Raw genomic sequence first — 16,039 nt, 5'->3', positions numbered from 1 at the left:
CTTGCGCAGACAGAGGCTGCGAACAATCAACCCCAGTAGTTCTGTATTCTTTTAAAAGTGGATCAACTATAGTAGCACCCGAATTTAAGGGTAACATTGTTAGCTTTAAGTAAACCTATATGCAAGTGTTTGAATGTTAAGCCGGTAATCGCAGTTGATTTGTAAGCCATGCGCCCAGATACAGACAAAATGCTGGCTTATAGAGGTGAGTGTTAAATAAAGCTATCAATAATGATATAATAAACGCTTTTTATTATTTTACTTTCAAAGTTGCCTATTAAAAGCTATTTTTCAAAGATTTCTTGTCAAAAGCTGTCTTTGAAAAATAGGATTTTAATTTTTTAAAAACCGCTAAAGGTGTTTGGTTGGCGAGTGAATATCATATTTATGGTCTGTCAATAATGAGATTAGTGGTCATTGGGGTCAATCACAAAACTGCACCAGTCGCTCTACGAGAGCGCTTGGCGCTTGTCGGTGACGAGGTCAGTATCGCACTTGCACAACTACAAGGCTTTAGCGACGGTAGTGTGATAGTCTCCACCTGCAACCGTACAGAGATTTATGCATTGGTCCCAGAAAGCATATTATCACCATACACGTTATTGCCAAATTCAGCCTCAGCAGTTATAGAGTCTAGTGTAACGGCTAACAATAGCACCAACCTCTCATCGACTATCATCAGCGCTCACATCCTAAAAATTAAAACTTGGCTTGCAGGTTTTAAGCAATTATCACTGGATGAGATTGACCCTTATTTGTATGTCCATCGAGATACGCATGCCTTAACCCATTGGCTACGAGTGGCTGCAGGTCTTGACTCTATGATACTCGGTGAGCCGCAGATACTGGGGCAAATCAAGCGCGCTGTGCATATGGCGCAAGATCAAAAAGCGCTTAGCAATCAGCTAGGTTGGATTGTTGATCAGGTATTTGCAGCGGCAAAACGAGTACGTAATGAGACCCAAGTTGGCGCACAAGCCGTATCACTTAGCTATGCTGCTGCCAAACTGGTGACGCAAATCTTTGATGATTTGCCAAGTCGTACTTTGCTGGTGGTAGCTGCTGGCGAGATGAACCGCTTGGTAGCGACGCATATCGCAGGTCTTGGAGTCGGTCGCGTTATTATTTGCAACCGTAATCCTGAACGCGCAGAAGCGTTAGCGGCTGAGCTGCGCAATCCCAATCGCCGGATCGAAGTCAGAACGCTGCAAGAGCTGCCACAAGTATTGGCAGAAGCCGATATTGTGAGCAGCTGTAGCGGTAGCATGGACATATTGATTGATAAAACCATGACGCTGCGAGCACTGAAAAGCCGTCGCTATCAGCCGATGCTGATGATTGACTTGGCGGTGCCGCGTGATATTGATTCGACTGTCAGCCGGATAGACGACGTTTATCTATATTCTGTCGATGACTTACAACATGTGATAGCCGGTAATATTGAACAACGCCGTCAAGCAGCAGTAGATGCTGAGCTGTTAGTCAGTCAATTGGTGGTTGAGATGGATCGCCGCTTTCAAGTACGCCAAGTAGGCAAGGATATTCAGCAATATCGCGCGCGTACTCATGAGCAGGTAAACAAACTATTGCAGGCGTCTATCGCAGAGCTGCAAAGCGATAATGCTAACCCTGAAGATATTATGATTGAGCTAACGCGGCGCTTAACGCAAAACTTGACCCATGCGCCCTCCAAGCTCATGCGTAAGGCGGCACGCGAAGGTGATAATGAATTACTCGACTTTGTGGTATCAGGTCTACAAGACGCCCATCGGAATCACTGATAGTTGCCTTTTATCATCAAAAATAAGAAATTGTATCAGTATGGTTTTAACGCAAACATAGCATTGTCAACCTGCATTATCAGTGCTAATATCGAGCTGTTATGACGATATTAAGTGATGATGCTTGATTGATAAATAGGGACTGTTTTTAGGATACTCGAGCGGTATTCGTTACAACACCAGCATATTTAACTTTTATCTATCCAATCAATCATTTTTAATGACCACTGTTATCAGCCTACCACCGCGTAGCAACGATAATGGTTTGCGTATCTTATGCGCTTTCACTCAATATCTGATGACATCAACGACGTAAAAGATACCACCGTCAACGGCAATAGCGCTAGGATAAAGTGCTACATCGTCCACCCTGCGTCATATTCTCAATTATTACTCGATATTCGTACTTAGTGAATGCTATCTATAAACGTATCTGGCTATCATATTACGTTGGTCAAAAAATGTTTGATTAAAATAATAGCTGACCTAAATTGACTAAGACAGTATCTATATTTTGTTATCACTCATACTTAAAAAATATTACAACAGACAGGAGCGTCACATGACTGCATTACGTCAAGATATTGATCCAAACGGCTTATTAGAATATTCAGTGGTTTATACCGACCGCGCCCTTAATCATATGTCAAAAGCCTTCCAAGAGGTGATGAATGATTTGCTCAGCAACCTAAAAACAGTCTATAACGCTGAAGCCGCAGTTATTATTCCAGGTTCGGGTACCTACGGCATGGAAGCAGTCGCCCGTCAGCTGACCATTGATGAAGATTGCCTCATCATCCGTAACGGTTGGTTTAGCTATCGCTGGACGCAAATATTAGAAAAAGGCAAATTTGCCAAATCATCTACGGTACTAACGGCTGAGCGTACAGAAGATACGGAAGCGCCAAAACCATTTGCGCCAGTGGATATCGAAACGGCCGTTGCCAAAATTAAAGCAGACAAATCTGCTGTTGTTTATGCGCCGCACGTTGAAACGTCTTCGGGCATTATCTTGTCAGAAGACTACATCAAAGCATTAAGCGCGGCCGTACATAGTGTTGGCGGTTTATTGGTTATTGACTGTATCGCTTCAGGTTGTGTATGGTTAGATATGAAAAAATTGGGCATTGATGTGCTCATCAGTGCGCCGCAAAAAGGCTGGAGTAGCACACCATGTGCAGGTCTGGTTATGCTCAGTGACGCTGCTATCAAAAAGGTAGAAACCACGGAGTCTAACTGCTTTAGCCTTGATTTAAAGCAATGGTTAACCATCATGCGTGCGTACGAAAACGGCGGTCACGCTTATCATGCGACTATGCCAACCGATAGCTTGCGTCAATTCCGCGATACTATCTTGGAAGCAAAAGAGATTGGCTTTGATAAATTGTGTGATGCACAATGGGAGCTTGGCAACCGCGTCCGTAAGGTACTGGCAGATAAAGGTATTGAAAGCGTTGCTGCCAAAGGTTTTGAAGCACCAGGCGTTGTCGTATCTTATACCGACCGTGATGATATCCATAAAGGCAGTGCTTTTGCTGAAGCTGGATTGCAAATCGCTGCTGGCGTACCGTTAAAAGTCGGTGAGCCTGATAACTTCAAAACGTTCCGTTTAGGTCTATTTGGTTTGGATAAATTGACTGATATCGACGGCGCGGTAGAGCGTTTTGAAAAAGCGCTTGATGAAGTCTTAGCAAAATGATTTGAGAGGCTGACTCGTTTATTAACGACTATATTTATTAAGCCAGTCAGCCTTCAAATGAAGAGATACTGAGCAATGCGTGACGCAATGTTCAGTATTTTTTTACTTTTTCATTATGTTTTATAATATAATGTATTTATATAAAGTAATATGTAGTAAGATATAAATAATAAAAAATCGTTTATAGCAGTAGTACGATATCGTTGTTAAACTCAATTGAAGATATAAAACCATTTTTAATAAAAAATCAGCTTAGGTAATCATTATGGGTATACAAATAGACTGGCAAGCTTTTACGCCAATTTCCTTGGTAGGCGGGCTGATGCTAGGCGTTGCAACGGTTATCTTGCTGTTGGGCATTGGTCGTATTGCGGGTATTAGTGGTATTTTCTCAAGTCTTCTTAAACCTAAGCGCGTCGAGATGTGGCAGGTATTATTTATTGCAGGTCTGATTCTCTCGCCATTATTATATAGTTTATTTAGACCGTTACCTGATATCGAAATCAGTACCTCGATACCGTTATTAATCGGTGCAGGGCTATTGGTTGGTTTTGGGACGCGTTTAGGTTCAGGCTGTACCAGCGGACATGGTATTTGTGGTAATGCGCGACTGTCGCCACGGTCGATGGCGGCAACAGTGACCTTTATGTTATTTGGTATTGTGACGGTTTATATTGGTCGACATCTTTTGGGCTTAATTTAAACAACACATTGCTAAGACAACGTTGAATATGATTCATAAAAGCTTATATCCACGAATGAAGTGCGAGACATAATGATGCTAAAAAATATAATTGGGTTACTGGCAGGTCTGCTATTTGGTATTGGGTTATTAATCTCAGGTATGACTGATCCTGTTAAAGTACAGGGCTTTTTGGACGTCTTTGGTGCATGGGATATTTCCCTTGCATTGGTGATGGGTGGCGGTTTAATAGTTGCCATCGTTGGTGTCCAATTGGCTAAGCGTCAACAGACCAGCTGGATTGGCACTTCAATAGATATGCCAAGCAAAACAGTGATTAATAAAAAACTGTTAATCGGCGCGATGCTATTCGGTATCGGCTGGGGCTTGGTGGGTATTTGCCCAGGTCCTGGTATTGTGCTGCTCGGTACAGGGCAGTGGCAGGCATATGTTTTTATCCCAGCGATGATAGTTGGGATGCTGGTGTATCAATGGCTGGAGCCAAAGCTTAATTAGTTGTTTGATTAATAATGAGCTTGGTTTTTTTAGCACAATAAAAAGGTCAGCCTACATTCATTAGGCTGACCTTTTTTATCAATGATGATTCAGTATTATGAATCATCATTGATAAAAGCTTACTTAGCACTAGCCGTTACTTTTGGCGTTTCGTGTGCCAATGATTTGGCTGCTTGACGCAGCTCAAACTTCTGCACTTTACCAGTGCTTGTCTTTGGGATTTCAGCAAAGATAATATATTTAGGTACTTTAAAGCCAGCAAGGTGCTGTTTGCAATGTTCCATCACATGATCGTGCTGCAAGGTGCTGCCTTCATGAATCTCGATAAATGCCACCGGTACTTCGCCCCATTTATCATGCGGCGCGGCGACGACCGCACAGCTTTGGATTTCGGGCATTTTATATAAGACGTTCTCGACTTCGATACTAGAGATGTTTTCACCGCCTGAGATGATGATGTCTTTAAGCCTGTCCATAATTTTGATATAGCCGTCAGGATATTTGACCCCTAAATCACCGGTGCGGAACCAGCCATCAGTAAAGGCTTCTTCGGTGGCTTTACGACTTTTTAGATAACCTTTCATCACCATATTGCCGCGCAGTGCCAGCTCGCCCATCTCTTCGCCATCAGCAGCAACTGGTTCAGTGGTACCTTGTTTAAACAGCTCAAAGCCACTCATCAAATGCGAGGTCACGCCCTGACGCGACTTCTTTTGCGCACGAGCAGCGACATCCAGCTCATCCCATTCTTGCTGCTCAGCGCATACAGTAACCGGTCCATAGACTTCGGTCAGACCATAAACATGCGAGATATGAAAGCCCATTGCTTCCATGGCGGCGAGCATGGTTTCAGACGGCGGCGCACCAGCGACCCAGCCTTTTACGTCATGATTGATGGCGTCTTTATATTCAGCTTTGCCGCCTGCAATCATATTGTGCACCACGGGTGCTGAGCAATAATGAGTCACTTTATGCTTAGCAATCAGCTGCAAAATCAAATCAGCGTCAATCTTGCGCAAGCAGACATTGACGCCCGCACGTTCGGCAATCGTCCACGGAAAGCACCAACCATTACAGTGAAATAATGGCAGCGTCCATAGATACATAGGGTGCTTGGGCATATCCCAATCTAAAATGTTGGAGACGGCATTGAGCGTTGCACCGCGATGATGATAGACCACGCCTTTGGGCTTACCCGTCGTGCCAGAGGTATAGTTGAGCGCGATAGCATCCCATTCATCTAATGGTTTTTCCCAATTATCCAAACTGTCTGAGCTGGCGATTAATGCCTCGTAGCTCATTTGTCCAAAACCTTCAATATCGAGCGCCGCATCTGTCGCATGAATCACGATTAGATTTGGAAAGGTTTCATCGATCATTTCAGCATGTTCAGCAAACTCGCTGTCTAAAATTAAGACCTTCGCTTCTGAATGCTGTAGACAAAAAGTCAGGGCGTTTATATCGAGGCGGGTGTTCAGCGTACAAAGTACACCGCCTGACATGGGTACGCTAAAAGCGCATTCGACCATCGCTGGGGTGTTTGGCATCATGACTGCAACCGTGTCATTTTTATCAATGCCTAATTTACGCAGACCATCCGCCAGTTGTCTGCAACGATCATAAGTCTGTTGCCACGTTTGGGTGAGGTTATTATGTTCTAAGTCGTCATAGATAATAGCGGTTCTGTCAGGATAGACCTGCGCGCTACGGATGATAAAATCAATAGGAGTAAGCGGTTGATGGTTGGCAGCATTTTTGCCGAGACCGGTATGGAAGTCTGTCATGCAGATAGTCCTTTATCATATGTTTTTGTAGTCGATGACGCAGTAATGGGGCTTTGCTGTCGCCAAGCAACTGTATCAGGATCTGATTATTATAGACAGTCGCAGGTAAAATTTGGACAGGTTTTGTGGAGTTTATTTACCTATCTGCAAAAAACCTCACTATTAGACAGGATCGTTCAGACAGCATCGTTCAGCGCCGCTATTAATTAGTGTTCACTCATCAGTCGCTTGTCTGCATAGCTGATGATAATGGCGGTGTGGTACGATACCGTAACGCTAAATCCTATAGCACGAGCAATATAAGCACTCTTACAAAGCATTCCTAAAAAATATTCTCATAAACCATTCATAAGGAAAATGATATGTCCGCCAGCCGTACTGCCAATTCTATTGAGACCACCAGCACTAATGCACACTACCCGCATTTATTTGAACCATTAGATTTGGGCTTTACCACGCTTAAAAACCGCATGGTGATGGGTTCGATGCATACTGGGCTTGAAGACCGTTTTTATAATTACGGCAAACTAGCGGCGTATTTTGCAGAGCGTGCCAAAGGTGGCGTAGCGATGATGATTACGGGCGGTATTTCGCCCAATCGTGAAGGGTGGTTACTGCCTGCTGGTGGCACCATGAATACGCGTGCTGACGTTATTAATCATCAGCGTGTGACCCGTGCTGCGCATAAGTATGACAGCAAAATAATCATGCAAATCTTGCACAGTGGTCGGTACGGCTATCATCCATTTGCCGTCTCATCAAGTCCGATTAAATCGCCAATCTCACCATTTAAACCGCGTAAGATGAGTATTAAAAATATCGAACAAACAGTAAAAGATTATGCCCGTTCGGCTAAAATTGCCAAGCAAGCTGGTTATGACGGTGTGGAGATCATGGGCTCAGAAGGCTATTTGCTGAATCAGTTTTTATCCCGTCATGTGAATAAGCGTACGGACGAATACGGCGGTGACATTCAAAATCGTATGAAGTTTGCGGTCGATGTCGTTAAGGCGGTACGTGAAGCGACGGGTGAAGATTTCATTATCCTATTCCGCTTGTCAGTGATTGATTTGGTCAAAGACGGTAACGTCATGGATGAAGTCATTACTGTCGCTAAAGCCTTAGAAGAAGCAGGCGTTACTATTATGAATACTGGTATCGGCTGGCATGAAGCGCGTGTTCCGACGATTGTCACTAGTGTACCGCGTGCGGCCTTTGTTGATTTCACTGCTGAAATTAAAAAATACATCAGCATCCCAATGATGGCAGCCAACCGTATCAATATGCCAGAAACGGCAGAAGAAATCGTCGCCAGTGGTCAAGCAGATATGATTCAGATGGCGCGTCCATTTTTAGCCGATGCCCATTGGGTGAATAAAGCCAAAAATGGTCAGGCAGATCGTATTAATACCTGTATTGCCTGTAACCAAGCTTGTCTCGATCATACCTTTGAAAATAAACGCTCGACTTGTCTGGTCAATCCACAAGCGTGTTACGAGACTGAATTGGTTTATAAGAAAACCAAAAAACCGAAAAAAGTTGCCGTCATCGGTGGCGGTGTCGCTGGTATGTCAGCCGCTCACGTCGCCGCGCTACGTGGTCATGATGTCACCTTATTTGAAGCCAAAGATATCTTGGGCGGACAGTTTAACTATGCCAAAGTCATCCCTGGTAAAGAAGAATTCTTTGAGACCATTCGCTACTATATCAATGAGCTTGAGCACTTAGGTGTTGAGATCAAACTCAATACCAAAGTTGATAAAGCCATGCTTGAGAAAGCCAAATTCCATCATGTCATCGTTGCTACTGGTGTTGTACCTAGAAGCCTCGCAGGTAAGCTGGAAGGCGCGGATTTGCCACAAGTAATGAGTTATGCTGAATTACTCTCTGGCGAGAAATCCGTCGGTGATACCGTTGCGGTCATCGGTGCTGGTGGTATCGGTTTTGACGTTAGTGAATATCTGACCGCCAAACATGGTCAGCCGCTTGATGAGCTAGGTCCTGAATTGCTCAAAGACCCAAGCTATCGTCCAAAAGCCCAGTCTATCGAAGAGTGGCGTGAAGAATGGGGCGTCACCTCTGCGACCGACTATCAAACCGAGGGCGGACTAATCAAGCCTGAAGCCATTAAACCTATCCGCCAAGTGTACTTGATGCAGCGTACCAAGGGTCGCTTGGGTAGTGGTCTCAATAAAACCTCTGGCTGGGTACATCGTGCTCATGTTAAATCGCATGGCGTCATCCAAGTATCAGGTGCGAAGTACGATAAAATCACCAATGAAGGTATTTGGATCACCAATAACCAAGGTCAAAGCCAGTTACTACGTGTCGATAGCGTCGTCGTCTGTGCCGGTCAAGAGTCTGTCGTTGAGCTGATGCCAAATGTTGGTGATGCGCCAGATGCACAGTATCATCTTATCGGTGGTGCAAAACTTGCTGCTGAATTGGATGCCAAACGCGCCATTCGTGATGGGGCAGAGGTTGCGGCGGGGATCTAAGGTTTGAATGGTTTAGGTGAAATATAGAAACGGTGAGATTAATTATCTTACCGTTTTTTTATATCTGCTTAACCAAGCAATTAACCACTAAAATGTAATTAATTGCCTACTATTTGTCTTGTAGAAAATCTACCCTTCCATCTCTCCAATTAGCCAATCCGACACATCGTCAATCTGCGTTGCCAAATCAGGATGCGCTCTGCTGAGCTCATCAAACTTAGCTTTAATCTCATGCTTGTCGTACTTAACATCTGCCAGTGATTCTTTTAAAAGATCAATCAACTCAACGTTTAGCGCGTCAGAGAAGATGACCACTTCGCGTATCACTGCTTGCTTCACATCAAGGTGCAAATCAATAATGCCCCAATCAAATCGCGTCTCAATGTGATGGGTAAATTCAGGGGTTTTGCCAAAGCGCCAATCCCAATCTGCCATTTGTTGATAATATTTATTCAGGTTAGGTTGCTTGGCGAGACTGGCTTCATCCAATTCTTCTACTGGCGCAGTATCACCATAATACTCACAAAACGCTTCGATAATCGCCTTGGATAAAGTCTCATGATTGATGTCTGCATTAAACTCAACCAAGTTAGCGACGCGCGCACGGACAGATTTAATCCCTTTTGCTTTTAGCTTAAGTGGATGCGGATTAAGATAATCGCCCAGCTTTTGCATATTGGCATTGACTAGTAATGTGCCATGATGAAAGCTGCGATCAGCCGCGTGTTTAAAGGCGCTACCTGATATTTTCTTATCACCGACTTGCATGTCGTTACGCCCAGACAACTCAGCGTCTATACCCAATTTTTTTAGCGCATTGATGATAATAGTAAAGTTCGCTTCTTGGTCGTAGTCGTCTTTGGGCGATAAAAAGGTAAAGTTAGTATTGCCCAGATCATGAAATACCGCGCCGCCGCCACTCTGACGCCGTGCCAAAAACACATCGTCAGCTTCCATCTTATTGATTTTGCATTCTACCCATGGGTTTTGTGAGCGCCCAATGACCACGGTCTCGCTATTGCGCCATAAAAATAGCGTGTGCGAGTCGGGATTGAGCGTATTAAATATCCAATCCTCGGTCGCGAGGTTAAACCAAGGGTTGGTCACAGCAGACTTTAAAATGCGCAGTTTCATTGTTTGTCCTTTTGGGCAGAGATTTTTAGTTTGGCTTTTATAAATCCGTACTGTCATTGTTGCCGATGCGAGATTGGAATTCAATGGGAGTGTGGTAGTGAGGATTGACGATTGAAGCTGACAACTATCAATGTACAGACTTGACCTTCTGAATAATTTCGCTTATCATCTTGTTTCAATGTACTAGAACGCAAATACATTCAATTATTTTTATCCTTAAAAAAGCTAAATAATTCGGCAAAGACAACAATATTAATACTCCATTTAAAACGATAAGGCTTAACTATGACAACGCAAAATACCGCCACTGGCTACGGTTTACATCAATCAATTTTGCCCAATGACGATGGTTTATACGGAGAGTTCGGTGGCAAAATTGCTCATCCCGAGCTGGCCAAAGCCATGGCAGAAATCGAAGTAGGCTTTCGTGAAATCATTAAAAATGACGATTTTATCGCTGAGATGAAGCGCTTGCGTGAGACCTATGTCGGTCGTCCAAGTCCTATTTATCATGCGCAGCGTTTGACCGAGCATTGCGGCGGCGCGCAGATTTATTTTAAACGTGAAGACTTAAACCATACGGGCGCGCACAAGATTAATCACTGTTTGGGTGAAGTATTATTAGCCAAGAAATTAGGCAAAACCAAAGTGATTGCCGAAACGGGCGCGGGGCAACATGGCGTAGCATTGGCAACGGCAGCGGCCTTGATGGGTATGGAGTGTGAGATTCACATGGGTGTGGTCGATATTAAAAAGGAGCATCCAAACGTCAGCCGTATGAAGATTTTGGGTGCCAATATCGTACCAGTCTCGCGCGGTGCTGGTACGCTAAAAGAAGCGGTTGATAGCGCCTTTGAAACCTATCTTAATGAGCTCGATACCAGTATGTTTGCGATTGGCTCGGCACTGGGACCTGCGCCCTATCCTGAAATGGTCAGCTATTTTCAATCGGTGATCGGACATGAAGCACGGGCGCAGTTCTTAACGACAACGGGTAAGCTGCCCAATAAGGTAGTTGCTTGTATTGGCGGCGGCTCTAATGCCATTGGTATGTTTAGCGGATTTTTTGATGATAAAGATGTAGAAAAAATAGGCGTGGAACCAGCAGGCGAAGGCTTGGATACCCCTAACCATGCGGCGACGATGTCACTGGGCGTGAAAGGCGAGATTCATGGGTTTAAGTGTTATGTATTGCTCGATGAAAAAGGTGAGCCAGCTCCTGTACATTCAATTGCCTCCGGTCTTGATTATCCAGGGGTTGGACCACAGCATTCGCACCTGCGAGATTTAGAGCTCGCGACCTATGAATCAGCGACTGATGCTGAATGTTTAGAAGCGTTTATGGTATTATCGCGCCTTGAGGGTATTATTCCTGCCTTAGAGTCGGCACATGCCATCGCTTATGCCATGAAAATAGCCAAAGATATGTCAGCGGATGAGACGATTTTGGTTAATTTGTCAGGGCGCGGTGACAAAGACATCGATTTTATTTTGGACAAGATGGATTTATAAAATAAATCTGTGATAAGTACAGAAAATACAATACCTATTGAGCGCTTAACCAGTTATCATCGAGGTTTTTTTACTGTCTAATGCTCGATAGGATCCTCTCATGTCTAACCGCGACCTCATTATTTTTATCACCTTATCTTTTATGTGGTCGCTGTCTTTCATTTTTTATCGTATTGGCGTGCCTGAATTTGGCTCGTTAGCTTTTGCCAGCCTACGTGTGGTCTTGGCTGGACTGACGATGTTGGTGTTTGTAATACTAAAAAAGAAAAACAGAGTAGGCATTCGTGAAAATTGGAAAGTATTAACGTTGGTTGGGCTGTTCTCCGCAGCAGTGCCCTTTATCTTGTTTGCATTTTCAGCACGCTCGGTAAACGCTGGCGTATTGGCAGTGCTTAATGCATCTGTGCCAATGATAAGCGGCTTTATTGCCAGTGTATTTTTTAAAGACAGACTGTCAAAAAAGCAAATTCTCGGTTTGGTGATCGGTGTGATCGGCGTGATGATTCTAATGAGCGAGAACTTATTTAGCGGGCAAGGCGCTGGGTCAGGTTCTGGGTTATTACCGATGGGCTACGCATTACTGGCCTGTGTTGGCTACGCGCTTGGGGCAAACATCACTCGAAATTACTTGGAAAATGTCTCTCCAGTAGCGATTACCGCAGGCTCGCTTATCATTGCCAGTGTGATTATGTTGCCTGTGGCGGTTTATGAGTTTCCTTATGGTAAGAGCATCAGTCTCACCGCTTGGATTTCTGTCATTTGTATCGGCGTATTTTCGACTGCCATCGCGCTGATTTTTATGAATCAGTTGATTAAAAGTATCGGTCCAGTACGAGCGACCAGTATTACTTTGGTGATTCCGATTTTTGCCATTATTTTAGGTTATCTGCTGCTTGGAGAGGCATTAGATACGCCCGCGATTATCGGCTCTATAGTGATATTATTTGGTACTTATTTGTCTTTGAATTTGTCTTTTAAAAAGATGCTAAAGTCATAAAATATTTACTGTTTTTAAATTTCATATAAAAAAACCTGTGTAAAATCAGGTTTTTTTTGGCAAAATAGCCCTTCTAAGCACTCTCTATTGTCGCCATCGGCACGCCAAATCGAAGAAAATCGCATTGCGATATACATCCAATAAAAATTTGGCGTCTTTTACCACGTAGCCATTGGGATAACGTTGCCCATAATTTTCCCAAAATACCGCCTATTCGACCAGCTCTTCAAAAGTAGTGGTAATGGGCAGCAGCGCTCCAAAAGATATCTTGATTGTCTGTTGCCATCAGCTGGATAAAGGCTTAATGAAATAATCAGCCAATCTGATTAAAGTCATTCGCTTAATATGCTAGTAAGAGGCTTTGAATAATGAGTATTATCAATACCGATATCATGCCATATTGATATTTTTGTTTGTAATTTTTCCTTGGAATTACCGTATCTACGCCCTATAAAGAACACGGCTTATGAATAGCGTGCTTAATGCGTTTTGGACGTAATATTAAGTGTGAATTATTCATCATTAACAAATTCTATAACCGTATTTTTATAACAGCAAATAAGGCTTTTTATGGCACATGATAATTTATTCGAACCCGTCAAAATGGGCACCCAAACCCTAAAAAATCGCATCATTATGGCACCTTTGACGCGCTTGCGCTCTGTCGAGCCCGGTGATGTCCCTACAGCGCTTGCTGGCGAGTATTACTCACAGCGTAGCGGTGCTGGGCTTGTCATTGCTGAAGCGACACAGGTTTCTTTTCAGGCAAAAGGCTATGCAGGCGCGCCTGGTATCCATACCGAAGATCAGACGACAGCGTGGAAAACCATTGTCGATAACGTCCATGCAAAAGGCGGCAAGATAGTAGTACAGCTCTGGCACACTGGTCTTGTAGCACACGAAAGCGTTCAGCCTGATGGTAAGGCGCCGATCTCTGCCTCCGATGTTCATGTGGGAGTACGTACTTCACTGCGCGATAGCAACAACCAAGCCATTCGAGTTGAAGCGACCACACCGCGTCCTGCGACACTGGAAGAGATAGAGCAAGTTATTGCTGATTTCGGTCTTGCGACCAAAAACGCTAAAGAGGCGGGTTTTGATGGAGTGGAAATTCATGGTGCACATGGCTATCTATTACATCAATTTTGGGCTGAGCATACCAATCAGCGTACTGATGAATATGGCGGTAGCCGTGAGAACCGTGCACGCTTGATGCTGGCTGTGATTGATGCTTGTGTCGACGCATGGGATGCGGACCATGTCGGTATTCGTATTTCACCACTTGGTACGTTTAATAATGTGGAAGCTGGATATAACGAAGATGAAAACATTTGGCTGATTGAACAAATCAATCAACGCGCTATTATGTATTTGCATTTATCTGAGCCTGATTGGGCAGGTGGAACGCCTTATAGCGATGCGTTCCGTCAGCGTGTTCGCGATGCCTTTGATCAGACAATCATTGCTGCAGGTGGGTATACAGCGGAAAAGGCTGAAAGAAACATCAAGTCAGGCTACATCGATGCCGTGGCGTTTGGCCGTGATTACATCGCCAATCCTGATTTGGCTGAGCGTATTCGTGAAGGCGCGCCGCTAAATGAGCAACATCCGCAGAGCTTCTATGGTGGCGGCACAGAAGGCTATACCGATTATCCGTTTTTAAACCAAGCATAATGGTTTGACGGTCAATAAAAAAGCCACCTTGCGATAATTCGTAAGGTGGCTTTTTATGATTTGGTCAATATGATTTAAGCTATCTCACCGCAGACAAAACCACTTGCCCACGCCCATTGGAAGTTATAACCACCGAGCCAGCCTGTGACATCCAGCACTTCACCAATAAAATACAGACCATCTTGATAATTACTTTGCATAGTCTTTGATGAGACTTCATCAGTCTTGATGCCGCCGCGCGTGACCTCAGCAGTGCGATAGCCTTCGGTACCAGAAGGTTTTAGCTGCCAACCATTAAGTGTTTCACCAAGTTCAATTAAACGCTCATCTTTAATATTGGCAAGCTCTTTGTCTTTAATGTCATCCCAAAAAGTCGTTTGTAGCGCTGCCAGCAATTTTTTGGGTAAGGCATTGTCTGTATAATCCGCCAATACCGTACGGATAAGCTGTCTTGGATGCGTTTTTTTATGTGCAAGCAATAGGGTGGTCATATCGATATTGGGGAGCAGATTGATACTGATGGTTTCGCCTGTATGCCAGTAGTTAGACAGCTGCAACATAGCAGGACCAGAGAGTCCGCGATGGGTAAATAGTAGTGGCAATTTAAATGAGATGCGATCATTGCTGGCAATCACAGGGATACTAATACCAGCAAGCGTACGAATCAACTCGCCAGTTTTATCGGTAAAGGTAAAAGGCACTAAGCTGGCATCAGTCGTTATTAGACTATGACCAAATTGCTGTGCCAACTCATAGCCTAACCCACTCGCACCCATGGTTGGAATAGACAGTCCGCCCGTTGCCACGACCAGTGACTCACAGCGAAAACCTATTTGCACAGGCTTAGCGTTCTCTGGAGCCTCTTTTTTCTCTTGCTTTTCTTTTTTGCTCAGCGCTTTACTGGTTAGTAATTGAAAGTGCGACTTTTGATCGTTTTCGAGCGCTTGCACGCTGTCGACTTGAGTGTTGAGCCTGACTTGTACACCGACAGCGGCACATTCATCGAGCAGCATCGTCAAGATGTCTTGCGCCGAATCATCGCAGAATAGCTGACCATGCTCGCGCTCATGGTAGGGTATTTTATGCTGCTCAACCATACCGATAAACTCCCAACTCGGATATCGACTGAGCGCTGATTTACAAAAATGCGGGTTACTACCGATAAAATGCTCAGGCTCCACAAAGTAATTGGTAAAGTTACAGCGCCCGCCACCAGACATAAGGATTTTTTTGCCAGCTTTATTGGCATGGTCCAGTACTAATACACGGCGACCACGGCGACCGGCGGTTAATGCGCAATATAACCCTGACGCACCAGCACCAATGATGATGACATCATAATGCGAGTATTGTGAGGCAGTACGGTGCTTGTCCATGGTCGGTAGTTCCTGATTTTAAAAGAGCAAATAAGGCTTATAGAGCCTATTGTCATATAAAGAATGGCGATATCAATTATAGTGCTTGATATCAGGTTGCTATTGTCCATGTTTTATAACAGGTTACAAGGATTAAATAGCATTGTCGCAACTGCATTTTCAAAAAAGAGCGGTAAAAAATATCTGCCATAGAATCTGCACTGTTAAACATACTGATGTGCTATGCAATTGTTGCGATTAGTGGTTGATGCCTTGCAACCATTCAGCATATTTGTCAAACTGTCTTTGAGTGTCACTATTATGGAAGATGACCCTTATTGCCTGTGCCAATCCTCGCTATCAGCGATGTTTGCTACAGGTCATAATAATTAAAAAAGGATGAAGCT

At 44.1% G+C, this 16,039-nt stretch carries 12 protein-coding genes; 9 read left to right on the top strand and 3 right to left on the bottom strand.

Annotated elements, in window-relative coordinates; translation table 11 throughout:
• The first annotated feature begins 401 nt into the window (after positions 1–401).
• The 4 genes from hemA to OEG80_RS11695 all read left to right on the top strand — a co-directional run bounded on the left by hemA (position 402) and on the right by OEG80_RS11695 (position 4,678).
• Positions 402–1,781, top strand: a complete 1,380-nt coding sequence (gene hemA / locus OEG80_RS11710; protein ID WP_263240973.1) for a glutamyl-tRNA reductase — start codon at positions 402–404, stop codon at positions 1,779–1,781.
• A gap of 562 nt (positions 1,782–2,343) precedes the next feature.
• Entirely contained in the window at positions 2,344–3,480 is a 1,137-nt protein-coding gene (locus OEG80_RS11705) for an aminotransferase class V-fold PLP-dependent enzyme (RefSeq protein ID WP_181209425.1), read from the top strand.
• 265 nt (positions 3,481–3,745) lie between these two features.
• Entirely contained in the window at positions 3,746–4,183 is a 438-nt protein-coding gene (locus tag OEG80_RS11700) for a YeeE/YedE family protein (RefSeq protein WP_011512564.1), read from the top strand.
• A 72-nt stretch (positions 4,184–4,255) separates the two neighbouring features.
• Complete coding sequence (locus tag OEG80_RS11695; RefSeq protein WP_201550497.1) at positions 4,256–4,678, top strand: DUF6691 family protein; 423 nt, start codon at positions 4,256–4,258, stop codon at positions 4,676–4,678.
• A gap of 119 nt (positions 4,679–4,797) precedes the next feature.
• On the opposite strand, the gene OEG80_RS11690 is transcribed toward OEG80_RS11695, so the two are convergent.
• Positions 4,798–6,462 carry an AMP-binding protein gene (locus OEG80_RS11690; protein ID WP_263240969.1) on the bottom strand — a complete coding sequence of 555 codons (1,665 nt, stop codon included), beginning with the start codon at positions 6,460–6,462 and terminating at the stop codon, positions 4,798–4,800.
• Positions 6,463–6,824: 362 nt separating this feature from the next.
• On the opposite strand from OEG80_RS11690, the gene OEG80_RS11685 reads away from it, so the two are divergent.
• Entirely contained in the window at positions 6,825–8,960 is a 2,136-nt protein-coding gene (locus OEG80_RS11685) for an NADPH-dependent 2,4-dienoyl-CoA reductase (protein ID WP_201530513.1), read from the top strand.
• A gap of 129 nt (positions 8,961–9,089) precedes the next feature.
• Here the strand turns inward: OEG80_RS11685 and OEG80_RS11680 are convergent, their stop codons facing one another.
• Positions 9,090–10,094 (bottom strand): lipoate--protein ligase, encoded by a 1,005-nt coding sequence (locus tag OEG80_RS11680; protein WP_201530512.1) that lies wholly within the window; start codon positions 10,092–10,094, stop codon positions 9,090–9,092.
• Between the two features lie 285 nt (positions 10,095–10,379).
• On the opposite strand from OEG80_RS11680, the gene trpB reads away from it, so the two are divergent.
• The 3 genes from trpB (at position 10,380) to OEG80_RS11665 (ending at position 14,277) form a co-directional block, all read left to right on the top strand.
• Entirely contained in the window at positions 10,380–11,606 is a 1,227-nt protein-coding gene (gene trpB / locus OEG80_RS11675; RefSeq protein ID WP_201550508.1) for a tryptophan synthase subunit beta, read from the top strand.
• A gap of 100 nt (positions 11,607–11,706) precedes the next feature.
• A complete protein-coding gene (locus OEG80_RS11670) occupies positions 11,707–12,603 on the top strand; it encodes a DMT family transporter (protein ID WP_201530510.1) in 897 nt (298 codons plus the stop codon).
• Between the two features lie 570 nt (positions 12,604–13,173).
• A complete protein-coding gene (locus OEG80_RS11665; protein ID WP_020442567.1) occupies positions 13,174–14,277 on the top strand; it encodes an alkene reductase in 1,104 nt (367 codons plus the stop codon).
• A 74-nt stretch (positions 14,278–14,351) separates the two neighbouring features.
• Here the strand turns inward: OEG80_RS11665 and OEG80_RS11660 are convergent, their stop codons facing one another.
• Positions 14,352–15,653: an NAD(P)/FAD-dependent oxidoreductase gene (locus OEG80_RS11660; RefSeq protein ID WP_263240967.1), complete on the bottom strand. Its 1,302-nt coding sequence runs from the start codon at positions 15,651–15,653 to the stop codon at positions 14,352–14,354.
• Positions 15,654–15,875: 222 nt separating this feature from the next.
• On the opposite strand from OEG80_RS11660, the gene OEG80_RS11655 reads away from it, so the two are divergent.
• Complete coding sequence (locus OEG80_RS11655) at positions 15,876–16,025, top strand: hypothetical protein (protein ID WP_181209436.1); 150 nt, start codon at positions 15,876–15,878, stop codon at positions 16,023–16,025.
• Positions 16,026–16,039: the final 14 nt, after the last annotated feature.

Origin of the sequence: Psychrobacter sp. SC65A.3 (genome assembly GCF_025642195.1) — a bacterium.
In the GTDB taxonomy this organism is placed as follows: domain Bacteria; phylum Pseudomonadota; class Gammaproteobacteria; order Pseudomonadales; family Moraxellaceae; genus Psychrobacter; species Psychrobacter cryohalolentis.
This window is presented reverse-complemented; position numbering and strand designations above follow the sequence as displayed.

Coding starts and splice junctions, on each gene's coding strand:
- hemA (WP_263240973.1), top strand. CDS start 402: ATGAGATTAGTGGTCATTGGGGTCAATCACAAAACTGCACCAGTCGCT.
- OEG80_RS11705 (WP_181209425.1), top strand. CDS start 2,344: ATGACTGCATTACGTCAAGATATTGATCCAAACGGCTTATTAGAATAT.
- OEG80_RS11700 (WP_011512564.1), top strand. CDS start 3,746: ATGGGTATACAAATAGACTGGCAAGCTTTTACGCCAATTTCCTTGGTA.
- OEG80_RS11695 (WP_201550497.1), top strand. CDS start 4,256: ATGATGCTAAAAAATATAATTGGGTTACTGGCAGGTCTGCTATTTGGT.
- OEG80_RS11690 (WP_263240969.1), bottom strand. CDS start 6,462: ATGACAGACTTCCATACCGGTCTCGGCAAAAATGCTGCCAACCATCAA.
- OEG80_RS11685 (WP_201530513.1), top strand. CDS start 6,825: ATGTCCGCCAGCCGTACTGCCAATTCTATTGAGACCACCAGCACTAAT.
- OEG80_RS11680 (WP_201530512.1), bottom strand. CDS start 10,094: ATGAAACTGCGCATTTTAAAGTCTGCTGTGACCAACCCTTGGTTTAAC.
- trpB (WP_201550508.1), top strand. CDS start 10,380: ATGACAACGCAAAATACCGCCACTGGCTACGGTTTACATCAATCAATT.
- OEG80_RS11670 (WP_201530510.1), top strand. CDS start 11,707: ATGTCTAACCGCGACCTCATTATTTTTATCACCTTATCTTTTATGTGG.
- OEG80_RS11665 (WP_020442567.1), top strand. CDS start 13,174: ATGGCACATGATAATTTATTCGAACCCGTCAAAATGGGCACCCAAACC.
- OEG80_RS11660 (WP_263240967.1), bottom strand. CDS start 15,653: ATGGACAAGCACCGTACTGCCTCACAATACTCGCATTATGATGTCATC.
- OEG80_RS11655 (WP_181209436.1), top strand. CDS start 15,876: ATGCAATTGTTGCGATTAGTGGTTGATGCCTTGCAACCATTCAGCATA.